The 21,840-nt window shown below is 62.5% G+C and carries 23 protein-coding genes; 4 read left to right on the top strand and 19 right to left on the bottom strand.

Features of this window, described 5'->3' with window-relative positions; translation table 11 throughout:
- The first annotated feature begins 151 nt into the window (after positions 1-151).
- Positions 152-1,342, top strand: a complete 1,191-nt coding sequence (locus tag B5G12_RS11250) for a DUF3048 domain-containing protein (protein WP_087324967.1) — start codon at positions 152-154, stop codon at positions 1,340-1,342.
- Positions 1,343-1,360: 18 nt separating this feature from the next.
- A complete protein-coding gene (locus tag B5G12_RS11245; protein WP_087324966.1) occupies positions 1,361-2,440 on the top strand; it encodes a DUF3048 domain-containing protein in 1,080 nt (359 codons plus the stop codon).
- Between the two features lie 55 nt (positions 2,441-2,495).
- Here the strand turns inward: B5G12_RS11245 and B5G12_RS11240 are convergent, their stop codons facing one another.
- The gene (locus tag B5G12_RS11240) at positions 2,496-3,170 is read right to left on the bottom strand and encodes a histidine phosphatase family protein (protein ID WP_087231781.1); all 675 of its coding nucleotides are present in this window, start codon (positions 3,168-3,170) and stop codon (positions 2,496-2,498) included.
- Positions 3,171-3,452: 282 nt separating this feature from the next.
- On the opposite strand from B5G12_RS11240, the gene B5G12_RS11235 reads away from it, so the two are divergent.
- Positions 3,453-4,160, top strand: coding sequence for a helix-turn-helix domain-containing protein (locus B5G12_RS11235; protein ID WP_087231784.1), 708 nt, complete (start codon positions 3,453-3,455; stop codon positions 4,158-4,160).
- A 40-nt stretch (positions 4,161-4,200) separates the two neighbouring features.
- Here the strand turns inward: B5G12_RS11235 and B5G12_RS11230 are convergent, their stop codons facing one another.
- The 3 genes from B5G12_RS11230 to trpS form a co-directional block, all read right to left on the bottom strand.
- Complete coding sequence (locus tag B5G12_RS11230; RefSeq protein ID WP_087324965.1) at positions 4,201-5,142, bottom strand: alpha/beta fold hydrolase; 942 nt, start codon at positions 5,140-5,142, stop codon at positions 4,201-4,203.
- On the bottom strand, positions 5,139-5,432 hold the full coding sequence (locus tag B5G12_RS11225) for an AbrB/MazE/SpoVT family DNA-binding domain-containing protein (RefSeq protein WP_087231790.1): 294 nt from the start codon (positions 5,430-5,432) through the stop codon (positions 5,139-5,141). The genes B5G12_RS11230 and B5G12_RS11225 overlap by 4 nt, the downstream gene beginning before the upstream one ends.
- 314 nt (positions 5,433-5,746) lie before the next feature.
- The gene (trpS, locus tag B5G12_RS11220) at positions 5,747-6,757 is read right to left on the bottom strand and encodes a tryptophan--tRNA ligase (RefSeq protein ID WP_087231793.1); all 1,011 of its coding nucleotides are present in this window, start codon (positions 6,755-6,757) and stop codon (positions 5,747-5,749) included.
- A 555-nt stretch (positions 6,758-7,312) separates the two neighbouring features.
- Here trpS and B5G12_RS11215 point away from each other — a divergent pair.
- Positions 7,313-7,948, top strand: coding sequence for a phosphoribosyltransferase (locus tag B5G12_RS11215; protein ID WP_087231796.1), 636 nt, complete (start codon positions 7,313-7,315; stop codon positions 7,946-7,948).
- A 189-nt stretch (positions 7,949-8,137) separates the two neighbouring features.
- Here the strand turns inward: B5G12_RS11215 and B5G12_RS11210 are convergent, their stop codons facing one another.
- The 15 genes from B5G12_RS11210 to B5G12_RS11140 all read right to left on the bottom strand — a co-directional run bounded on the left by B5G12_RS11210 (position 8,138) and on the right by B5G12_RS11140 (position 21,805).
- Positions 8,138-8,611 (bottom strand): hypothetical protein, encoded by a 474-nt coding sequence (locus B5G12_RS11210; RefSeq protein ID WP_087231799.1) that lies wholly within the window; start codon positions 8,609-8,611, stop codon positions 8,138-8,140.
- Between the two features lie 202 nt (positions 8,612-8,813).
- Complete coding sequence (locus B5G12_RS11205) at positions 8,814-9,443, bottom strand: hypothetical protein (RefSeq protein ID WP_143406967.1); 630 nt, start codon at positions 9,441-9,443, stop codon at positions 8,814-8,816.
- Positions 9,444-9,645: 202 nt separating this feature from the next.
- Positions 9,646-10,107: a hypothetical protein gene (locus tag B5G12_RS11200; RefSeq protein ID WP_144064142.1), complete on the bottom strand. Its 462-nt coding sequence runs from the start codon at positions 10,105-10,107 to the stop codon at positions 9,646-9,648.
- A gap of 69 nt (positions 10,108-10,176) precedes the next feature.
- Positions 10,177-10,626 (bottom strand): hypothetical protein, encoded by a 450-nt coding sequence (locus tag B5G12_RS11195; RefSeq protein WP_087324962.1) that lies wholly within the window; start codon positions 10,624-10,626, stop codon positions 10,177-10,179.
- Positions 10,627-11,049: 423 nt separating this feature from the next.
- Complete coding sequence (locus B5G12_RS11190) at positions 11,050-12,429, bottom strand: MATE family efflux transporter (protein ID WP_204245679.1); 1,380 nt, start codon at positions 12,427-12,429, stop codon at positions 11,050-11,052.
- A gap of 106 nt (positions 12,430-12,535) precedes the next feature.
- On the bottom strand, positions 12,536-13,360 hold the full coding sequence (locus B5G12_RS11185; protein ID WP_087324961.1) for a histidinol-phosphatase HisJ family protein: 825 nt from the start codon (positions 13,358-13,360) through the stop codon (positions 12,536-12,538).
- Positions 13,361-13,368: 8 nt separating this feature from the next.
- A complete protein-coding gene (hisIE, locus tag B5G12_RS11180) occupies positions 13,369-14,004 on the bottom strand; it encodes a bifunctional phosphoribosyl-AMP cyclohydrolase/phosphoribosyl-ATP diphosphatase HisIE (protein ID WP_087231818.1) in 636 nt (211 codons plus the stop codon).
- A gap of 66 nt (positions 14,005-14,070) precedes the next feature.
- Entirely contained in the window at positions 14,071-14,826 is a 756-nt protein-coding gene (hisF, locus tag B5G12_RS11175; protein WP_087324960.1) for an imidazole glycerol phosphate synthase subunit HisF, read from the bottom strand.
- A complete protein-coding gene (gene hisA / locus B5G12_RS11170; RefSeq protein ID WP_087324959.1) occupies positions 14,823-15,560 on the bottom strand; it encodes a 1-(5-phosphoribosyl)-5-[(5-phosphoribosylamino)methylideneamino]imidazole-4-carboxamide isomerase in 738 nt (245 codons plus the stop codon). Before hisA ends, hisF begins: the two co-directional genes overlap by 4 nt.
- A 12-nt stretch (positions 15,561-15,572) precedes the next feature.
- Entirely contained in the window at positions 15,573-16,184 is a 612-nt protein-coding gene (gene hisH / locus B5G12_RS11165; RefSeq protein ID WP_087231828.1) for an imidazole glycerol phosphate synthase subunit HisH, read from the bottom strand.
- On the bottom strand, positions 16,181-16,771 hold the full coding sequence (hisB, locus tag B5G12_RS11160) for an imidazoleglycerol-phosphate dehydratase HisB (RefSeq protein ID WP_087231831.1): 591 nt from the start codon (positions 16,769-16,771) through the stop codon (positions 16,181-16,183). Before hisB ends, hisH begins: the two co-directional genes overlap by 4 nt.
- A 2-nt stretch (positions 16,772-16,773) precedes the next feature.
- On the bottom strand, positions 16,774-17,844 hold the full coding sequence (gene hisC / locus B5G12_RS11155; protein WP_087231834.1) for a histidinol-phosphate transaminase: 1,071 nt from the start codon (positions 17,842-17,844) through the stop codon (positions 16,774-16,776).
- Positions 17,841-19,136, bottom strand: a complete 1,296-nt coding sequence (hisD, locus tag B5G12_RS11150; protein ID WP_087324958.1) for a histidinol dehydrogenase — start codon at positions 19,134-19,136, stop codon at positions 17,841-17,843. Before hisD ends, hisC begins: the two co-directional genes overlap by 4 nt.
- Positions 19,133-20,743: an ATP phosphoribosyltransferase gene (gene hisG, locus B5G12_RS11145; RefSeq protein WP_087324957.1), complete on the bottom strand. Its 1,611-nt coding sequence runs from the start codon at positions 20,741-20,743 to the stop codon at positions 19,133-19,135. The genes hisD and hisG overlap by 4 nt, the downstream gene beginning before the upstream one ends.
- Before the next feature lie 411 nt (positions 20,744-21,154).
- Complete coding sequence (locus B5G12_RS11140; protein ID WP_144064141.1) at positions 21,155-21,805, bottom strand: hypothetical protein; 651 nt, start codon at positions 21,803-21,805, stop codon at positions 21,155-21,157.
- Positions 21,806-21,840 lie beyond the last annotated feature (35 nt).

Raw genomic sequence — 21,840 nt, 5'->3', positions numbered from 1 at the left:
ATTCGCTTGCATTCCATGGAGGAGTGCGGCGCTCATGCGCCTTGCAGCTGGCGCTTTTTGGCGAATATCTCAGCATGTTTGACTTCTCAGATACACCCTAAGGGCCCTGCGCCCTGTCTTGTATCCCATTGCAAAGGAGAGATGAACCTCTATGAAGATCACCCGCCGCCTGCTTCTGCGCTGCTCGGCAGCTCTCACCGGCAGTCTGGCCCTGATGGGCGTCAGCACCCAGGGCAGCCTGCTAGACTGGCTGCAGCGCTTGTTCGACTCCTCCGGGGCCGCTTCCTCCGGCGCTTCTTCCGCCGCGTCCTCTGCGGTTTCTTCCCAGCCCGCTGCCAGCAGCGCCCCCGCCCTTCCCCCTTACGATGCCGATCCCCTCACCGGGCAGCCCAAGACCGGCAGCGGCCGGATGGTGGGCGTGATGGTCAACAACATCTGCAACAGCGCCCGGCAGAATGCGCGGCCGCAGCGGGGCCTGTCTGCCGCCTCCATCCTGATCGAATCCAAGGTGGAGGGCAACATCAGCCGGCTGTGCGCTGTCTACACCAGCGCCGACGTCATCCCCGAGGTGGGTCCCCTCCGCTCGGGCCGGGACCAGTTTTTGCAGCTGCTGATGCCCTGGCAGGCCCTCTACTACCATGACGGCGAGAGCGTTTTCTGCACCCAGTACGTCAGTCAATGGGACTACTCCGGGCTGAACATCGGAGGCAAGAGCTATTTCAACACCCCCACCCATCCCCATGTAGCCCACCGGGACAGCCGGGACGGCGTAGTGGCCTATGAGCACACCGAGTTCACTTCGGGTCCCGAGATCCGCCAGGCCGCCGGCAACGCCGGCATCAGCCTGGACTATCACTACGATACCACCTTTTTCCCCTTTGCAGACTACCGCACCGGCGCTGTGGAGGAGCTGGCCGGCTGCCAGGACGCCAGCCATGTGACGGTGCGCCACTCGGCCAACTATCAGTCCTCCTTTGATTACAGCCCGGCCGACAAAGTCTATCGGATGCTGATGTACAGCGCCCGCACCGGCCGGTTCGAAGCGGCGGTGGACGAGCTGAACGGCCAGCAGCTGGCCTTTGAGAATCTGCTGATCTGCTTTGCCCCCATTGCCGCCTACCCCGGCGACTCAGGCGACGTGCAGCAGGTGCAGTACATTGCCGGCGGCGAGGCTTACCTCTTCACGCAGGGACGGGTGCGGCCCTGCCAGTGGTCCAAGCTGGCCCCCGACCTTCCCCTGGAAGTGAGCGACGGCGGCCAGACCGTCCTGTTCAACCGCGGACGCACCTACCTGGCTGTGGTGGACGAGGACGAGCGGGACTTCTTTGCCTTCAACGCCTGATTGGGAAGGATCTTCACCATGAAAAAGTTCACTCTGGCCCTGGCGGCCGTCTGCCTGGCGGCTCTGGCCCTGGCGGGCTGTTCCCTGACAGAGCGGCAGCAGGACGCCGCCGCCCAGAAGGCCGCCGCCACAGATCCCCTCACCGGCCTGTCCGACCGCTGGCCCGGCCAGCGCTCTGCCGCAGTGTTCCTGTACAACGGGACCGACGCCGCACGCCAGTGGGGCATTGGCGAGGCGTCGGTGGTGCTGGAAGCCCTCACCGAAGGGGACAGTGCCACCAGCCTCTGCCTGGTCTATCCCGCCCTGGAGGCCGTGCCCAAGGTCGGCCCGGTGTCCCAGGCCCGTGACCTCTATTTGCAGCTGCTGACCTGCCAGCAGGCCATCCCCATCCAGCGGGGGGCCAGCATCTACGCGGCCAACCTTCTGGACCTGTACGAGATCGCCCCTCTGGACGCTTTGTCTCTGGGGGTGAATGGCTTTTCCTACGAAGGGGAATGGGGCCAGCCCGACCAGACCAGCTGGACCACCAGCGGCGCGGACCTGCTGCCTCTGGCTGAGGAGGCGGGCGTCTCACTGGAGATCCAGCCCATCCAGCCCGACACAGACCAGGAGGACGCCGAACCCACCACCCAGCTGCCGCCCCTGCTCCCCTTCGGTGAACCCGCCGGGGGCAAGGAGGGCGCCTCCTCGGTGGAGGTCATCTTCTCGGCGTCCGCTTCCACCCGTTTCACCTATGACAGCGGCACCGGCAAATACCTTATGGCCCGGGCCGACGGCTCCCCCCAGACCGATGCCAACACCGACACCCAGGCCGGGTTCGACAACCTGCTCATCCTTTACAGCGCCCCTTCCCGCCGGGACGACGGCTACACCTGGGGCTATGACCTGACCATGGGAGCGGGGGTCTATCTGAACGGCGGTTCGGTCTGGAGCATCCTCTGGATGCCGGGGGTAGACTCCACCCTCGCCATCTACAACTCGGACGGCACCGCCCTGGACATCCGCCCCGGCACCAGCTACATCGCCCTGATGGGCAGCGTGGCCGGCCAGGAGCTGATCCTCCGGGACAGCGCCGGCTCCGAGATGACCGCGACCTGACCCAAACCAAAACCGCCGCCCGCGGGCCTGTGGTGCCCGGGGCGGCGGTTTTTATTTATCGGTATGCCTCGTTTTCCTCGTTCTCTGCCTGGCCCCGCAGGGTATCGGCGTAGCCGTAGGGCACGATATCGATGGCCTCCACCATCCGGTCCCGCATCCACAGCTGTACGTCGGTCTGGACGGTGTAGCCGCAGCCGGGGTCGGCCATCCACTGCTCGGGGCGGCGGCTGGGCAGGGCGTGCTGGGCCAGCATGCTGACGATCACGCCGCCATGGGTGACGCAGGCCGCCTCGGTGACGTCCATCCGGATCATATACTCAAACAGCTTGAGCAGCGACTCGCCGCAGCGGCGGTGGAAATCGGCGGTGGGCTCGGCCCCCTCGGGGGTGAAGCCCGACCCCGGGGTGATCCACTTGGAAAAGTCGGGGTCCTTCACCAGCTCTTTCACCGGCCGGCCCTCAAAGACCCCAAAGTGGGCCTCCCGCAGGTCGTGGACGGTGAACTGGTGGGCCGCATGGGGGAACAGGATGCCCGCCGTCTCCACCGCACGCAGCAGCGGGGAGGAAAAGACGGTGTCCACCTCCGGATACTGGAACCGCGCCTGGAGCTCGGCCAGCTGGGCCCGCCCTTCCTCGCACAGGGGCAGGTCGGTGCCGCCGCCAATGTAGCGGCCGTCCAGGTTGCCGGCGGTCAGGCCGTGGCGGATCAGATGCAGCTTAAAGGTCTTCATGCACAATGCACCTCTCTTTTACAAAAAGCCCCCTGCGCGCAAAAATTTTGCGCCCGCTGCCAGGGCGCACACACAAGATAGGCCGGGGTTTTTGCCCAGTGTATCATATATCTGGTGGCAGGGCAAGCCTTTTGACAAAAGCGACGAAAAAAGAGGCAAAATCTCGTCGATTTTTTCCTTTACAAGTCGTTTTCCCTTGTGTATAATCAACGTGTTGTTGATATTACAAGGGAAGGGCTCCCCGGCCGTGCAGCGCCAGACAGGGGCCCGGGAGGATCATGCATGGAATTCAACCGTATCATCAAGCTGCTGCGTACTGAGCGGGGCATCACCCAGAAACAGGCCGCCGAGGACCTGCACATCTCGCAGGCGCTGCTCTCCCACTACGAAAAAGGCATCCGGGAGTGCGGGCTGGACTTTGTGGTCCGGATCGCCGACTACTACGGGGTGTCCTGTGATTATCTGCTTGGACGCAGCGCCGACCGCACCGGCGCGGTGCTGACTGCCGACGATATCCCCAACCCGGACAAGATGAAGGACAATGTCTACCACGGCAGCGTCCTGCCTACCATGAACAAAAAGCTGATCTCCAACAGCCTCAACGTCCTGTACGCCAAGGTAGGCCAGTGCCACAACAAAGCCCTGGTCACCGAGATCAGCACCTACCTGATGATGTCGGTGTACAAGATGTTCCGGCTGCTGTACACCAGCGGGCCCCACAACGCGGCCAGTATGTTCAGCATCCGGGAAGGGCAGTGGCAGGGCTATGCCGACGCCGTGATGCGGATGGCGGAGACCAATGTCAACATCCTGCTGTCGGGGGACAGCGTGCGGGGCAGCGAGGGCCTGACCGACCCGGCCCCCCTGGCCATGACCACCGAGAGCCTGACGCGGGAGTTCCCCCTCTATACATCCAGCCTGCTGAACCTGGTCAAGACCAGCGAGACCCACATCCGCGGCCTGACGCCCTCGGAAGAAACCAAAAAGTGAGCGAAACGCCCGCGCAGCCTTTTGGCCGCACGGGCGTCTTTTATGCCTGGATATGGTTTTGGATGAAGCCGCCGATGTCGGCAAACACTTCCTGCCGGTTCAGCTCCACCAGCAGCTCGTGCCGGGCCCCCGGGTAAAGCTTGACTTCCACCCGGCGCATCCCGGCGTCCCGCAGGCTCTGGGCCGCCTTCTGCACGCCGCGGCCCCGGTCCCCCACCGGATCGTCGTCCCCCGACAGGAACAGCACCGGCAGGTCTTTGGGCGCCCGGGCCAGCAGCTCCTTGTCGCACAGGCGCTCCAGGGCGGTGAACAGGCTGTCGTAGCCATTGAGGGTGAAACGGAAGCTGCACCGCTCCTCGGACAGGTAGCGGTCCACCTCTTTTTCGTCCCGGTTCAGCCAGTCTTTGGAGGTGCGGGCCGGACGGAAGCTGCGGTTATAGCCCCCAAAGGCCATGCTGTCCACCAGCTTGCTGCGGTAGCGCCACCCATGGAAGGCCGCCAGCAGATGGCACAGCGCCCGGCCGGCCCGGGCCGCCGCCCGGGGCTGCCAGCCGGTGCCCATCAAAATGGCGCCCTGCAATTCGCCGCCGTATTCGCACAGGTACTGCCGGGCATAGAAAGAGCCCATGCTGTGCCCCAGCAAAAACCACGGCAGGCCCTCCAGTTCGGGCAGGGCCTTGGCCCACCGCGTCACACGGTGGATGTCGTCCAGCAGCAGGCGGTTGCCGTCCGGCCTGCCAAAGTAACCGTATTCCTCCCGGGATACCACCGAGCCGCCATGCCCCAGGTGGTCGTGGCCCACGGCGGCGACCCCCCGGTCCGCCAGCCAGCAGGCCAGTTGTTCATACCGGCCGATATACTCCACCATCCCGTGGGTCATCTGCAGCACCGCCCGGGGCCGGCCTTCGGGCAGGCACAGCAGTACATTCAGGGTGGCCCCCGGCCGGCTGGAAGGGATCTTCACATAGCGAAGGCTGCTCATACCTGAGGCTTCTCCTCCTCTCCCTGGGGATGCAGCGCAGCGATCCGCGCCCAGCAGGACGGGCAGATGCACCGCCCCTCAAACGGAATGGCATCCTGCGCCACGGCCCCGCAGAAGGCACAGGCATTGCGGGGCAGATACTTCCTCATCACGATGGCACCGTCCTCCGCAAAGATCTCCACCTTGCTGTCAGCGGTCAGGTCCATGGCGGTGCGCAGCTCTTTTGGCAGGACGACCCGTCCCAGATTGTCGATCCCGCGGATGATCCCGGTGCTCTTAGACTTTTTCATTTTGCTCTCCTTTTCGCGCGCAAATTCGCGGCGTGTTCCGGCACAAGGTCCCTGCCCCAGGGCAGGGCGGACGGACCTCGTTACCTGTTTTTTCCAGTATACAGGAAGGAACAGCGTTCGTCAAGAACTCCGCGCCCGTTCGACACAAAATACTCCAAGAGGCTTTTGTTTGCGCCCTGCCGGGCCGAAAAAATGCGAAGCGCGGTGGTTTTGAGCGCGTCTCCTGTCCGGCCGTGGCGCATTGTAGCAAAAAGGCCCGCGCCCCGCCCAAAAAGGCGGCGGCACGGGCCGAACAAGCTCGTATCCTGCCAGTTTTACAGCTGCAGCAGGCCCACCTTGCGGTAGACCTTCTGGATGGTCCGGTCTGCCAGACGGCTGGCGGCGGCGGCGCCCTCTTTCAGCACGCCGTCCACATAGTCCTTGTCCGCCAGGATGCGGCTGTACTCGCCCTGGATGGGGGCCAGACCGTCGGCCACCACCGTGCCGACCGCCTCCTTGAAGGTGCCGTAGCCCTGGCCCTCGAACTCTTTCTGGATCTCCTCCATGCTCTTGCCGGTGAAGATGTGGTAAATGGCCATCAGGTTGGACACGCCGGGCTTGGTCTCGGGGTCATAGCGGACCACCCCTTCCGAGTCGGTGACCGCCCGCTTGAACTTGCGGGCAATGGCGTCCCGGTCGTCGGTCAGCAGGATGAAAGCGTTGGCGTTGGTGTCGCTCTTGCTCATCTTGCGGGTGGGGTCGGCCAGGGACATGATCTTGGCCCCCTCTTTGGTCACATAGCCCTCGGGGAGGGTGAAGGTGGGGCTGTAATTGCTGTTGAACCGCTGGGCCACATTCCGGGCCAGCTCCAGGTGCTGGGTCTGGTCCTGGCCCACCGGCACCAGATCGGCGTTGTAGATCAGGATATCCGCCGCCATCAGGGCCGGGTAGGTGAACAGGCCGCCGTTGACGTTGTCGGGGTGCTTGGCGCTCTTGTCCTTGAACTGGGTCATCCGGCTCAGCTCACCGAACTGGGCGTTGCAGCACAAAATCCAGTTCAGCTGGGTGTGGGCCGGCACATGGCTCTGTACAAAGAGGATGCTGCGGGCGGGGTCGATGCCGGCGGCCAGCAGCATGGCTGCGGCCTCCCGGGTGTGGCGGCGCAGGGCCGCAGGCTCCTGCCGGACGGTCAGGGCGTGAAGGTCGGCCACCATATACAGGCAGTCGAACTGGTCCTGCAGCTTGGCCCAGTTGCGCACCGCCCCGATGTAATTGCCCAGAGTAAAGGTGCCGGTGGGCTGGATGCCGGACAAGATCACCCGTTTGCGCTCATTCTGCTCGCTCATAACAAAAAGCCTCCTAAAATTCCTTCCTTTGCTGTGCGCACGCTGGCGCGCCCATAAAAAAACGCCCCGGACAAAGCCGGGCCCTGCCGGTCTTGTCAAGGACGAATCAACATCGAATGATCCGCGGTGCCACCTTGGTTTGGCGCCCGCACAGGAGCGCCACGCTCTGTCGGGGCGCCAGCACGCCCCCGGCGCTGACGTGCGCCCTGCCGTCGCGGGATACGCAGGCTCGCGCCCTTCCCCCGCGCCCTCGGCGGCCCATAGCGGCGCACGCCTGCCCGCCTGCTTCCCAGCTGCCGCAGGCTCTCTGAGGGGGACGTCCTTCGCCGCGTCTTCCGCTTCAACGGTTTGTCGAGTAGACTATAACACGTTTGGGCCGGGCTGTCAAGGCTGAGGGTGACAGCAAGTATATCACTATAAAATTTTCCCTAAATTTTGTTAATTTTGTGTATTGTGCACACCATCGTTTCCCGCTACAATAAAGGTATATTCCATCCACCAACCGGGGGGTATAGGGTGTGCCCCCTGCCGGCCACAGACAGGAGGGGTCGAACAATGATCAATATGGTAAAGCTGCCCACCAAAAACAAGCGGATGTTCCTCCGTGTCGCCCGAGGGCACTTCGCCACCAGCCACAGCCACATCAATTATTACATCGATGTGACCATGCAGAAATCCCGCCTGTCCGAGGCGGCCGAGGCTGCCAAAGAGCTGGTACATATGTATAAGAGCACCACCATTGTGGATACCATCCTCTGTCTGGACGGCACACAGGTGATCGGCACCTGCCTGGCCAACGAGCTGACCCGGGACGGTTTCCGCAACATGAACGCCCACCAGACCATCTATGTCATCACGCCCGAGTTCACCACCGGCAGTCAGATCATCTTGCGGGACAACATCACGCCGATGGTGCGGGGCAAGCACGTGCTGATCCTGGCAGCTTCCATCACTACGGGCTATACCGTCAAGGCCGCCGTTGAGGCGGTACAGTATTACGGTGGGCAGGTAGCGGGCCTGTCGGCCATCTTTGCCACCACCCACGAGTTCATGGGCTTCCGGGTCAACTCCATCTTCGACCCCAACAACCTGCCCGACTACACCAGCTACGAATCCCGGGACTGCCCCATGTGCAAGGCAGGCCAGCCCATCGACGCACTGGTCAACAGCTTCGGTTATTCCTCTTTGTAATATTTACAAGCATTTTTCCACAGGCTGCGGTTTGCTGTTTTCCCCTCTCTACAGGCCGCAGCCTTTTCATGTCAAAACGGCCCCGCCGGACACGCCCGGCAGGGCCGCTTGTTTGTTTTTCAGCCGCTTGTGCCCGGTATCTTTCTTTGCCTTCTATTTGCCATTGCAGTCTCCCTTTTCCCAACTGCGTCAGGCTTCAGCCGCCACGTACAGCACCAGCTTCATGCCGTCCCGGCTGGTGAACCGCACCACAGCCGCCTTATAAGCGCCGTCGCCGTTCCCTTCCATCCGGATGCAGGAGGCCAGCGTCTCCTCATAGCGGGTCAGCGCGCCCAGCGGAGTGGAGGGCCGGTAAGAATCCCCATAGACGGCACAGGCTGCCAGACGCCCCACACCGGCCTGCCCGGCGATCTCCTGCCGTATGGTGGACATGGATGCATCGATCTGCGCATAGTCCTGCCCGGACAGGGTCTGGGCCATATCCCGGGCCGCCCGGGTCAGGCTGTCGTCCGCTTCCACCGTGGCGTCGATCCCGGATTCCTGCAAAAACGCTTCCACTTTGTCATCGTTCAAAGAGACTGCGCCGGAGCCGCCGCAGCCGGCCAGCAATCCCACTGCCAGCAGAGCAGCCAGGGCAAGAGCAAGCCATCGTTTCATCTTCATGTCACAACACCTCGTTTTCTCATATAGACTCTGCTGCGGCACAGGGTCGCCCCCGCGCCTGTTCTGTGACCAGTATACCATACCTCCCGCGCCCCCGCAATCCAAAAGCAGCGGTATGCAGTGCAATCCCGCCCCTGTGTGCCGGACACAATAAAGCCCCCGGCGCACCGGGGGCTTCTTGTTCTGGTTCCAAAACGGGTATTTACAGCGCAGATGCTTTTACTTCGATTGCAATCACCCAATACGAAGTATCACTGGACGTTGTGGCTTTCTTAGCCGCCGCATTGTAGGAAAAGCGGACCGCATTTCCAGAGATATCCTGCACCGTACCCAGTGCGCCATCGATCATGAGGATCTGGGCAGCTGCAAAAGCTTCCGGCGTGTTGATCGCGCCCAGCTTTTGGATCTGCTCTCTGTTGGAAGCAAGGTAGCCCAGCAGGCCAACGCCTGTATTTGTTTTCAGGTCATTTTCTTCAACAACATAAGTAATGCCCACAGAGGTGCCGATGCTCATGATCGCGCCGCTGTTCTTAATGTCATTGACCAGCTCACCCAGGACGTTTGTGACCGTCCATCCCATATTTTCGGCCACGATCCTGCTTGCAGAGCCGGTAGCCCCGGACGAAGCAACATTCTTGGCCGCAGCTGTCACGGCAGTAGACAGTTTATTCTCGCGCACAATGACTGCATCACTGCCTGCATCCTCCAGCAAACCGGTCATTTTACTTACGTTCAGCGATCCGCTCACACCACCACCGCCGCCGCAGGCTGTGAGCATACTGACTGCCATCACGGCAGACAGCGCCAGGGCGATCCATTTCTTCCATTTCATAAGGTACTCACTCATCCTTTCTCTTTTCAGATGCAAACATTGCGCCGTCTCGCGGTATGGGGCCAAGACCACACCTCTTGCCCCTTGATGGAATAACCATACCATATCGCCCATTTATTGTCAACAACGATACTTTACCATAGACAAAATTTACAAATTGGCTATAAAATCCCCCGACGGGAAGCCCGCCGGGGGAGAAACGTCACGGATTTTTCGCTCCAACGATGACAAACCAGTAGCGGATCTGCGTGCTGGGTTCAATCAGCTCGATGCCGCTCACATAAAAGCGGTAGTTGGCGCCATACCCTGCGATCAGGTCCCGAACCGCATTCGCCGCGGCATGTTCCAGGGAGACGTCATACTGCTGGGAACTGCTGTATACCTGCCAGCAGGCAAACCCCGGCATCAGGGGCCCCAGCTCGGCGGCCAAAATCTCTGTATCCACCAGATAGATGTCATTCTGTCTCATGGTTGTTTTAAAGATGCTCATCACGGTGTTCAGCTCCATCGAGCTTTTCACCTCGACGTCCAGTCCCTGGCTTTGCAGGATCGCATTGACATCGCTGATGTCCACATCCTTACCTTTGCCGCCGCCGCAAGCAGTCAGCATCGTCAAGGCCAGCACAGCCGCCAGCATCAGGGCCAGCAGTTTCTTCATCTTCACAGATGACACCTCGTCTTTCTGTTCCGCAAGTAAAGATTTATATAAAAGTCCCCAAAGTTAAAAGTTGTCTCAGTCCGCAAGCGCCACGATCAGCACGCAGGGCACGCCGTCCGCGGTGGTCACATTGAGCGCACATACATTGCTGTCCCCGAGCGAGTAATTATAAATTAGAGTAGCCGTCATTGTTTCCACAGTCATGGAATTCTCAGCAAGGTAATCCTTTGGAGGGAATACGTAGGCACCCGCTACTCCCGGAGGCAGCATATTATTCAGCATAGCTGTAATTTCATTATCCAAATCGTTGCTGTAGCTGCGCTTTTCCAGCGTATCGGCCACACTGTTTGCTATACGGTTCAGCTCGCCGGATTTGCCCACATCAACATCCATACCGGCACCTGCCAAAATGCTTTCCACTTCACCGGTGTTGACAATATTGCTTCTTCCACCGCCGCAAGCGGTCAGCATGGTCAACGCCAGCATCAAAGACAGGACCAGAGCCAACAGTTTTTTCAGTTTCATAAATCTATTACACCTCATTTCCAGTTTTTGTTTGGATGGTCAGGGCGGGGAACTCGCCCGCCGGTTGGAAGTATTGTAGCACACTTTTCACAATTCTTCCACAAAATTGTAACACTTCGCCGGTTCATTGTCATAAAATGCAGGCGTAGGCTGCGGCAGGGCAAAAAATTCCCCCGGCGGTGGTGAGCCGCCGGGGGCATATATGCAAGGGTCCGTGGATAAGCAGATTTGGTGCTGCACAGGACAAAAGCTTTTTTGCCCGCAGCCAAAAGATAGGAAAGCCGCCAGGCAGCTTTACCTGAATTGTGTGAAAAGCATATCACAATTTTCACAACTTGTCAACATTCTTATCACACTTTTTCTTTCAAAAATTTTCCTGCCCCCGGCACAGAAAAGCCCCGCCGCTGCGGCGGGGCGGAAGGTTCAGTGCGGGCGGGACTTGTCCCGGCTGGCCTTGATGTAGGGGTCGTTCCAGTAACTCCAGAGCAGCTGGGCGCACATAAAACACCAGATCACCGGCTCACAGAGGATGACGGCATTGTAGCCGAAGCGCGGGATGAAGAACAGCATGAACAGGATCTTGCCCACCAGCTCGATGCCGCTGGAAATCAGAGGCAGGACCTTCTGGCCCAGGCTCTGCAAAGCATAGCGGGTGGCCAGCAGCACCCCCAGTACCGAATAGAAGGGGGCGTTCCACACCAGATACCGGGCGCCGTTTTCCAGCACCACCGGTGCGCTGGAGCCGGATACCAGCCGCACCAGCACCCCGGAGAACAGGCTCATCAGTACGGTCATCACGATGGCGGTGCCAAAGGCGAACATCCAGATCTGCTTCATCCCCTTGCGGATGCGGTCGGGCTTGTCGGCGCCGCGGTTCTGGGACACAAAGGTGGAGCCTGCCGTGGCCATGGCGATCACCGGCATATCGGTGAAGGTAAACAGCTTCCGGGCGGCGGTATGCCCCGCAATGACCAGGGTGCCCAGACCGTTGATGCCGTATTGCAGGATCACCGACCCTGCCGACACGATGCTGCTCATCAGGCCCATGGACAGGCCCTGGGTGATCAGTTCGCGGTAGAGGCCCTTCTCCAGCCGGAAATGCCTGCGGCTGGGCACCAGGTGCTTTGCATACCGGAGGATATACACGATGCACAGCGCCACCGACAGCGCCTGGGACAGCACGGTAGCCACCGCGGCGCCCCGCACCCCCATCTCCAGGCCGGCCACAAACCAGTAGTCCAGCCCCACATTGAGGCAGGAGGAGAAGATCAAAAACACCAGCGGCATGACGCTGTTGCCCACCGCCCGCAGCAGCGCCGCGCACAGGTTGTAGGCAAACATCACCACCACAAACCGGGCGATCTCGATGATGTAGCTGTACGCCTCGTCCAGGATCTCGGGCGGGGTGTCCAGCGCCTGCAGCAGAGGCCGCAGAAACAGCAGCCCGAAGATGGTGATGAGCGCCGACGCCACCAGCCCAATGACCATCGACCCCGCCACCGTCTTTTTGACCTTGTCGGGGTCCTGGGCGCCGTAGGCCCGGGCGGTGACAATGGCCAGGCCGTTGCCAATGCCCAGGCCAAAGCCCACCAGCAGCTCATAGATGGACGCGCAGGCTCCCACTGCCGCCAGGGATGTATCCCCCAGCACATTGCCCACGATCATGGCGTCCGCCGCGTTGTACAGCTGCTGGAACAGGTTGGATATAAAAATAGGGATCGCGAACAGCAACAGGTTGCGGAAGATGGGCCCATGCAGCAGGTCCACCTGGCGGCCCCTGCCCCGGCCCATGGTCTGTGTCATCTCCATGTGACCTCCGTGTTTTCGTTTGTGGCGGCGGCTGTGCCGCGCAAAAGCACGGCCCCCGTTCTTTCGACGGAAGCCGTGCAAGCCGATGATCGGTTCAATTTCAGAGCTGCTGGGTCTCAAAGCCGGCCCCGGTCAGCACCTGGACGCTGGCAAAGCCGGCGGCCTTGATCTGGCGGGCCGCCTCCTCGTAACCAAAGGTCAGGCAATCGACCGAGTGGGCGTCGGCGGTGATGATGACCTTGCCGTCCATCCGGCGCCACTCCCGCAGCAGCCAGTCGCTGGGGTAAAAGTCATCCCGGTAGCCGCGGAACACCGCGCCGGTGTTCACCTCCAGCAGGCAGCCGGCATCCCGGGCAGCCTCCAGGGCCCCCATGGCCGCCGCGTGGTAGCGGGGGGAGGACTCATCGAAGAAAGCGCCGTCCCGGTTCAGCTTTTTGATCAGGTCCAGATGGCCCAGAATATCGGGCCGGAGGGCCGCCACCTGGGCCACCGAGGCGTAGTAGGCCTCCACAGCCGCCAGGGCATCCCCTCCAAAGTCGGTGTCGATGCAGGTCTGCAGATCCTGCTTGCGGAAATCGATCTCGTAGTACTTGCCGCTGACAGACCCATGGAGATAGTGGACGCTGCCGATCCAATAGTCGTAGCCGACGCGCTTGTCCTCCGAGAACTGATCCCACTCGATGCCGCAGAGGATGTCCACCTTGCCCTTATACTCGGCCTTCAGCTTTGCGATGGTGGCCTTGTACTGGGCGGTGCGCCGGGGGCTCATACAATATTCCCGGTCGCAGGGGGTATAGCTGTGCCCCGTGAAGCCCAGCGTCGTCAGCCCCTGGGCGCAGGCGGCAGAAGCCATCTCCTGTAAGGTATTTTTGCCGTCGCACAGCGTCGAGTGGCAGTGGACGCTGGATCTCATGAAGTCTGCCATAGCCTTGCTCACTGCATCCTTTCTTGTTTGACCTTGTGGTCAATGATATGTCGTTTTTCCAGCTCACGGGTGATGTCCTCCACCGTGATGCCGGCCTGTACCATCAGCACCAGCAGATGATAGGCCAAGTCGCCGATCTCATAGACCGTCTCGGCTTTGTCCTCCTTTTCGCCGGCAATGATGACCTCGGTGCACTCCTCGCCCACCTTTTTGAGGATTTTTTCTTTCCCTTTTTCAAACAGGTAAGACGTGTAGCTGCCCGGCTGGGGCCGGTCCCGGCGGCCCCGGATCAGGTCGTAGAGGCCCTGCCAGCTGAACTGCTTGCACGCTTCGCTGACATACACCGGCTGGAAAAAGCAGCTCTCAGCGCCGGTATGGCAGGCAGGGCCGCTCTTGATCACTTCCACCACCAGGGCGTCCCCGTCGCAGTCGGCCGTGATGGACACCACCTGCTGGACGTTGCCGCTGGTCTCCCCCTTGCGCCAGATCGCCTGGCGGCTGCGGCTCCAGAACACCGTCCGCCCCTCGGCAATGGTCAGGGCCAGGGCCTCGGCGTTCATATAAGCCAGGGTGAGCACTTCTTTGGTGTAATGATCCTGCACGATGGCGGGGATCAGGCCTTTGTCATCAAATTTCAGTTCCATAGCTTCTCCTGTCCGCAAAGGGAACATACTAACAGTTTATCCTATTCCGGTCCGATATGCAAGAGGTCACAGGCGCATTTCCACCCCATTTTTTGCAAGATAGGCCTTCAGCTGGGGGATGGAGAGGAGTTTCTGGTGGAAGATGCCCGCCGCCAGCCCGGCGTCTATCCCCTTGTGGCGGAACAGCTCCAGGAAATCCTCCTGTTTGCCGGCGCCGCCCGAGGCGATGATGGGCACGCTGACCCGGGCGGCCACCGCGTCCAGCAGTTCCAGGTCAAAGCCGCCCCGCACCCCGTCGGTGTCGATGCTGTTGAGGCACACTTCCCCCGCGCCGGCGGCTACGCACCGGGCGATCCAGTCCAGAGCGTCCCGGCCGGTGTCCTCCCGGCCCCCTTTGGCAAACACATGGAACCGCCCGTCCACCCGCTTGACGTCGGCCGAGAGCACCACGCACTGGCTGCCATAACGCCGGGCCGCCGCCGGGATCAGCCCGGGGTCCCGCAGGGCCCCCGAGTTGACCGACACCTTGTCCGCCCCGCACTTGAGCACCCGGTCAAAGTCCTCCAGGGTGTTGATGCCGCCCCCCACCGTCAGGGGGATGAAGATCTCCTCCGCCACCCTGGTGAGGATATCGATAAAGAGGGCCCGGCCCTCAAAGCTGGCGGTGATGTCGTAGAACACCAGCTCGTCGGCGCCGTCGGCGTTGTACATCCGGGCCATCTCCACCGGGTCGGCCACGTCCCGCACCCCCTGGAAGTTGACCCCCTTGACCACCCTGCCGCTGCGCACGTCCAGGCAGGGGATGATCCGTTTGGCGATCATAGCGCGTCTCCTTTCCCCCGGCCAAGCCGCTCCAGGCATTCGGCCAGGTCCAATGCGCCGGTGTAGAGGCTCTTGCCCAGGATGGCTGCGGCTGCCCCCAGCCGCTCCAGCTGTTCCAGTTCCTCCATCCGGGTGATCCCTCCGCTGGCCGTCACGGCGACCCCCGGCAGGGCCCCGCACAGCTGGCGGTACAAGTCCAGGTTGGTGCCCTGCATCGCTCCGTCCCGGGAAATGTCGGTGACGATGAGGGCGGTGCAGCCCGCGTCGGCCAGCTGGCGGCAGAACGCCAGCCCCTCCACGCCGCTGTCCTCGCGCCAGCCGTGGATGGCCGCCATCCCCTGCCGCAGGTCCACCCCCACCGCCAGGCGGCTGCCGTAGGTTCGCAGCATCCGGGCGGCAAAGGCAAAATCCGTCACCGCCGCACTGCCCAGGATGCACCGGCCCACTCCCAGCTCGAGATACCGCTCGATCTGGGCCTGGGTGCGGATGCCGCCCCCCACCTCCACATACAGGCCCCCCTGCTCCACAATGGCGCGGATGGCCTGGACGTTGGCGGGGACGCCGTCCCGGGCGCCGTCCAGATCCACCAGATGGAGGCAGCGGGCCCCCGCCCGGCGGAACGCATCGGCCTGAGCGCAGGGGTCTGCGCCATACACCGTCATCTTGTCGTAGTCCCCCCGGGTCAGCCGGACCACCCGGCCCTCCCGCAGGTCAATGGCTGGAAACAGCTCCATACCTTCGCCCCCTTACAATTCCGCAAAGGCCTGCAGGATGCGCAGGCCGGTGTCGCCGCTCTTTTCGGGGTGGAACTGGGCGCCGTACACCCAGCCCTCCCGCACCACGCCCGTCACCGGGATGGAATATTCGCTGACCGCCAGGGTGCTGGCGGCGCAGTCTTTGCCGTAGTAGCTGTGGACATAGTAGACGTACTCCCCCTGCCGCAGATAGCGGAACAGCGGGTCCTGGGGGCGCAGCAGCTCCAGGGCGTTCCAGCCGATCTGGGGCACCTTGAGGGCGGGGTCGGCCAGGTCGGGGGCCAGGGGGCACACCCGTCCCGGCACCAGTCCCAGCCCGGCATGGCGGCCATACTCATAGCTCTCCTCAAACAACAGCTGCATCCCCAGGCAGATGCCCAGCAGGGGCTTGCGGGCGGCTTCGGCCTGCACCACCGGCACAAGGCCGCGCCGTTCGAGCTGCTCCATGGCATCCCCAAAGGCCCCCACCCCGGGCAGGATCACCCGGTCGGCGGCCCGGATCACCTCCGGGTCGGCGGTGACGGCGGCCTCCAGCCCGAGATGCCGCAGGCTGGAGCGCAGGCTGAACAGGTTTCCCACCCCGTAATCGATCACAGCGATCATACCAGCAGTCCTTTCGTCGAGGGGATCTCGTCCCGGTGTGCGCGGTCCACCTGCACGGCGGCGGCCAGCGCCCGGGCCGCCCCCTTATAGCAGGCTTCCAGGATGTGGTGGCTGTTCTCCCCTGCCAGCTGCACCAGGTGCACCGTGCAGGGCACGCTGCGGGCAAAGCCCATCCAGAACTCCTTGGCGCACTCCACGTCAAAGTCCCCCACCTTCTCGGTGGGGCAGCGCACCGCCCAGTTGAGGGTGCACCGGCCCGACAGGTCCACTGCGCACAGCACCAGCGCCTCATCCATGGGCAGGCAGAAGCTGCCGTACCGCTGGATCCCCCGCATCTCCCCCAGCCCTTTGCGGAAGGCCTGTCCCAGGGCGATGCCCACATCCTCGGCGGTGTGGTGATAGTCCACCTCCACATCCCCGTGGCAGGTCAGCACCAGGTCAAAGCGGCCATGCCGGGCAAACAGCTCCAGCATATGGTTCAAAAAGCCGCAGCCGGTATCCACCTGGTAGATGCCCGCGCCGTCCAGGTCCAGCGTCAGCTCGATCTGGGTCTCGGCGGTGTTGCGCTCCAAACGCACTTCCCGCATGGTCAGCACTCTCCTTTCAAAGCCGTGTCCACGGCGTCCAGCACTTTTTCCATCTGTTCCAGGGTGCCCACGGTGATCCGCAGCCAGTCCCCGATGCGGGACGGCGTATCGAAGCGGCGGACCAGCACCCCCTGCTGCCACAGCCGCCGGAACAGTTCCGGCCCCGGCATGGCGTCGGTGCGGGCAAACAGGAAATTCGCCTTGCTGTCGGTCAGCTCAAAGCCGCGCCGGGCCAGCTGCTCGGCGGTCCACTGCCGGCACTGGATGATCTGCCTGCGCGTCTCCTCAAAAAACCTGTGCTGCCGCAGCGAGGCCACCCCCGCCGCCTGGGCCAACCGGCTGACGTTGTAGGGGTTGAGGCTGGTGCGCACCCGGTCCAGGTCCTCGATCAGTTCGGGGCTGCCCAGCGCCAGCCCCAGACGGGCCCCCGCCAGCTGCCGCGACTTGGAAAAGGTGCGGATCACCAGCAGGTTTTTGTATCGTTCCAGCAAGGGCAGGCAGCTGTCCGCCCCAAAATCCACATAGGCCTCGTCCACCAGCACCACGTTGTCCGGGTTGGAGGCCGCCACCCGGGCCAGGGCTTTGGGGGGCAGGGCGATGCCGGTGGGGGCGTTGGGGTTGGCGATGACCACCGTCTGCCCCAGCCCGCAGTAATCGCCGGGATCCAGCGTCAGGTCCGGCCGCAGGGGGATGATATGGGCCGGCACGCCCAGCAGGCTGCACAGGCAGCTGTAAAAGCCGTAGGTGACATCCGCAAAGGCCAGGGGCCGTCCGCTGTCACAGAAGGCCCGCAGGGCAAAATAGAGCACCTCGTCGCTGCCGTTGCCCGCCAGGACCTGTTCGGGCTGCAGGCCGTAGGCCTCCGCAGCCGCCTGACGCAGCTGGCGGCAGCAGGGGTCGGGATAGAGGTGCAGCCGCATCTCCTCCTCCCTTATGGCATCCATCACCGCCGTAGGGGGCGGGAAGGGACTTTCGTTGGTGTTCAGCTTCACCACTCCCTGCGTATTCTGGGGCTGGCTGCCCGGCTGATAGGGGGTGACAGCCTCCATGGCAGGGCTGAGGAAACGGCTCACTGCGCCCCGCCCCCTTCCTCTGCAAAGCGGATGGTGACGCTGCGGGCGTGGGCTGCCAGCCCCTCCTGCATGGCAAAACCGGCCACCTGGTCTTTGGCAGCTGCCAGGGCGTCCGGGGTGTAATAGATGAAGCTGGAGCGCTTGACAAAGTCCTCCACCCCCAGCGGGCTGGAAAAGCGGGCCGTGCCCCCGGTGGGCAGGGTGTGGTTGGGTCCCGCAAAGTAGTCGCCCAGGGCCTCGGGCACATGGCGTCCCAAAAAGATGCTGCCCGCGTTCCGGATGCGGCCCAGCAGGGCAAAGGGGTCGGCCACGCACAGTTCCAGGTGTTCGGGGGCGATGGTGTTGCACACCTCCACCCCCTGGTCCAGGTTATCGCAGAGGATGATCTTGCCGTTGGCCTCGATGCTGGCCCGGGCGATGGCGGCCCGGGGCAAAACGGCCAGCTGTTCCTCCACCTGCATCTGGACGGCACGGGCAAGGGCCTCGCTGTCGGTCACCAGCACAGGGCTTGCCAGCCGGTCGTGTTCGGCCTGGCTGAGCAGGTCCGCCGCCACCCAGGCGGGATCACACCCGCCGTCGGCCAGCACCAGGATCTCGCTGGGGCCGGCCACCATGTCGATCCCCACCTGGCCGAATACGCGGCGCTTGGCCGCCGCCACATACACATTGCCGGGGCCCACGATCTTGTCCACCGCCGGGATGGTCCGGGTGCCATAGGCCAGGGCCGCAATGGCCTGGGCCCCGCCCGCCTTATAGATATGGGTGACCCCCGCCACCGAGGCCGCCGCCAAAATGGCGGGCGCTACCCGGCCGTCCGGGCCGGGCGGGGTGGTCATGAGGATCTCGGGCACACCCGCCACCCGGGCCGGGATGACATCCATCAGCACGGTGGAGGGATAGGCCGCCGTGCCGCCCGGCACATACACCCCCGCGCGGGCCACCGGGGTATATTTTTGGCCCAGCACCACCCCGTCCTCCCGGGTGATCACAAAGCCCTGGGGCAGCTGGCGGCGGTGGAACGCCTCGATGTTGGCGGCAGCCTGCCGCAGGATGTCCAGAAAAGCCGGGTCCACCTGCTCGAGGGCCTGTTCCATCTCGGCGGGCGTCACCTCCAGCGCATCCAGTTTTGCCCCGTCGAACCGGAGGGCGTAGTCCCGCAGGGCGTCGTCCCCCCGCGCCCGCACCTGGGCGATGATGGCATCCACCGCCGCCTCCACTTCGGGCTGGGCGGCGGGGTCCCGGTTGAGGATCTGGCCGGGGGCCAGGTCTTGCAGTCTGTACAGACGGATCATAACGTTTCCTCCTTTGGGCGGGACAAGGTCTCCCGCAGCCGGGCCAGCAGCCCGCGGACCGCTGCCCCCTTGAACTGATAACTGGACCGGTTGGCGATCACCCGGGCCGAGATGGGCAGGAAGGCTTCCTGGACCTCCAGCCCGTTTTCCCGCAGGGTGGCGCCGGTCTCCACAATATCCACAATGACATCGGACAGCCCCAGGATGGGGGCCAGCTCGATGGAGCCGTTCAGCCGGATGATCTGGATATCCCGCCCCAGCCTGGCGTAATGCTCCTGCGCGATGCGGGGGAACTTGGTGGCCACCCGCAGGGGGCGGCCGGGGTCCTCCTGGTAGCCGGCCGGAGCGGCCACGCACATACGGCAGCGGCCCAGGCCGGTATCCAGCAGCTCATAGACATCCGGGGCGGCCTCCTCCAGGCAATCTTTGCCCACGATGCCCAGATCCGCCGCGCCGTGCTCCACATAAATCGCCACGTCGCTGGGCTTGACCAGGAAGCACCGCACCCGTGCGGCGGGGTCCTCCACCACCAGCTTGCGGGTGGCGTTGTAGTCCTCGGGAGACAGGCACCCGCTGCGGGCCAGCAGCTGGTATACCTTATCCCCCAGACGGCCCTTGGGCAAGGCGATGTTCAGCCAGGGGGCCGTCTCCTCGCAGCCGCCGGCGGGGGGCGGCGCAGCGGGGTGGTCCAGCTCATCCAGATACACCGCAAAGCCCACCGCCTGGGCCTTTGGCGTGAACTTGCGCACCAGCGGGTCATACCGGCCGCCCCGCAGCACAGGGCGGGCCACGCCCCACAGATAGCCCTGGAAGATCAGGCCGTTGTAGTATTCCATCTCCCCCGACAAGGTCAGGTCCAGCCAGAGGGAGGGACCTGCGTCGGCCAGGCGCACCGCCAGGGCTTCCAGCTGGGCGGCGGCATCCTGCATGGCCTGGGTGCGGCAGGCCCGGCGCAGCCCGGGCAGTACCTGGCCGGCGGGGCCGTGCAGTTCCAGCAGCTCCTGCAGAGCCTGGATCTGCTGCGGCCCGCAGCCCGCAGCCTGGGCAGCGGCGCTCAGTCCATGGCTGTTTTTGGCTTGCAGGGCCGCCAGGATACTGCCCCGGGCCGCCGCAGGGATATCCAAAGCCTGCAGCATGGCTTGCAGCCAGCCCATGTGGCCCACCTCCAGCCGCCAGGGCCGGCCCATCACCTCGGCCAGAAGGGACATCGAGCGGGCCGCCAGGGCCACCGCCTGGCCGGTCTGCTCCGGGTCCACCTGGCCGATGAATTCCAGACCCATCTGGGCGATCTCCTTGAAGGTATGGCTGTCCGCAGAGGGGCGGTAGACGTTTTCACTGTAATAAAAGCGGCGGGTCTGGCCGGGGGCAGGCTGGGCGCTCTTGGCGATCGAGAGGGTCACATCCGGCTTGAGGGCCAGCAGCCGGCCGTCCAGGTCGGTAAAGGTAATCACCTGCCGGGAGGGCAGGAAGGCCTGGTTTTCCTGATAGAGGGCGTACTCCTCAAACTGGCCCATGTGGTACTTGCGGCATCCCGCCGCCTCGTACAGGGCCCGCAGTCCAAAGGAGACCTGCTCCTTGGGCTGCAGCAGGGAGAGGTCGAATTGCATAGGGCAGTCCCCTTTCGTGTGCAGTGTGATGAGATCCGATGCGTTTTTGCCCTCCCATTATACTTTATCATGCTAGCATTGTAAAGTATTTGAAGCAAACTTTTCACAGAAAAATGGATCCAACGCCCTGCCAAGCGCAGAAAGCGCGGCCAAAACAAAAACAATGCGGGGGCCGGCTTTGCAGCCAGCCCCCGCAGAGGGACCCTATCTTTCGTGACGCAAAAGTTCTTTTGTTTTGGTGCGATCAACAACAGAAGGAATATTGGTTCTATTCCTCTTTGCCGCCACATCGGATGGGTGTTTTACCCGAGCGTGCCGGTGGTCTCTGGCACCCGCGCGCCCCTTATATCATCTCCCGGTATGGTGCCCCGGGGGTGTTATAAGTAATGTTAGAATTACGCCTTTGCAAGCTTATGCATCGACCTTGGTTGTATCAATTTCAACAACGACCAGCACATACCAAGCCGAAGAGCTGCCATCGGTCACCTTCTGAATGCTGACATTGCCGTTATACTTGTAGTCATAACGAATGCTGTCATCAGTATCGTCAACAGAGAAGTCATGGAAAGCAGCATCGCAAATGCTTCCATTGAGCGTATCGGCAACTGCCTTCAAAACAACGCTCTGGCTCATGCTACCGGGAGCAACATAGGCACTCGCAATCACAGCATCAGTTTTAGTAGAGACAGTAGTAGTCTTATTCAGATACGAAATCGCCTGGTTACTAACATAGCCGTTAACATTGTTCTTCAAAACATCAATAACTTCGGGTACAAAATCATTGTTTTTATCATCAATAGTTTTAACAGCATCCAGTTCGTCATGCTTGGGATCAAGATTCTTCAGAATCTTCGACAGATAGCCCTGGTACTCAGCATCGTCTGCAAAAGTAACATTCTTATTATCTTTCAGATAGCTAGCAAACTCAGCAGAGACGCCAGTAGCAGGAGTAGTGTTCTCACTGCTGGAAGAAGAGCTGCTGCTGCCGTCCTTGCAGCCAGCCAGCATGCTGACGGCCATGATGCCGGCCAGCGCCAGAGAAGCAATCTTCTTGAGTTTCATAATGAATTTTTCCTCCTTATGGTGTATAAAAGATA

It is taken from the genome of Faecalibacterium sp. An58, assembly GCF_002161515.1.
In the GTDB taxonomy this organism is placed as follows: Bacteria; Bacillota; Clostridia; order Oscillospirales; family Ruminococcaceae; genus Faecalibacterium; species Faecalibacterium avium.
The sequence above is the reverse complement of the archived record's forward strand: the minus strand, read 5'-3'. Positions and strand labels throughout refer to the sequence as shown.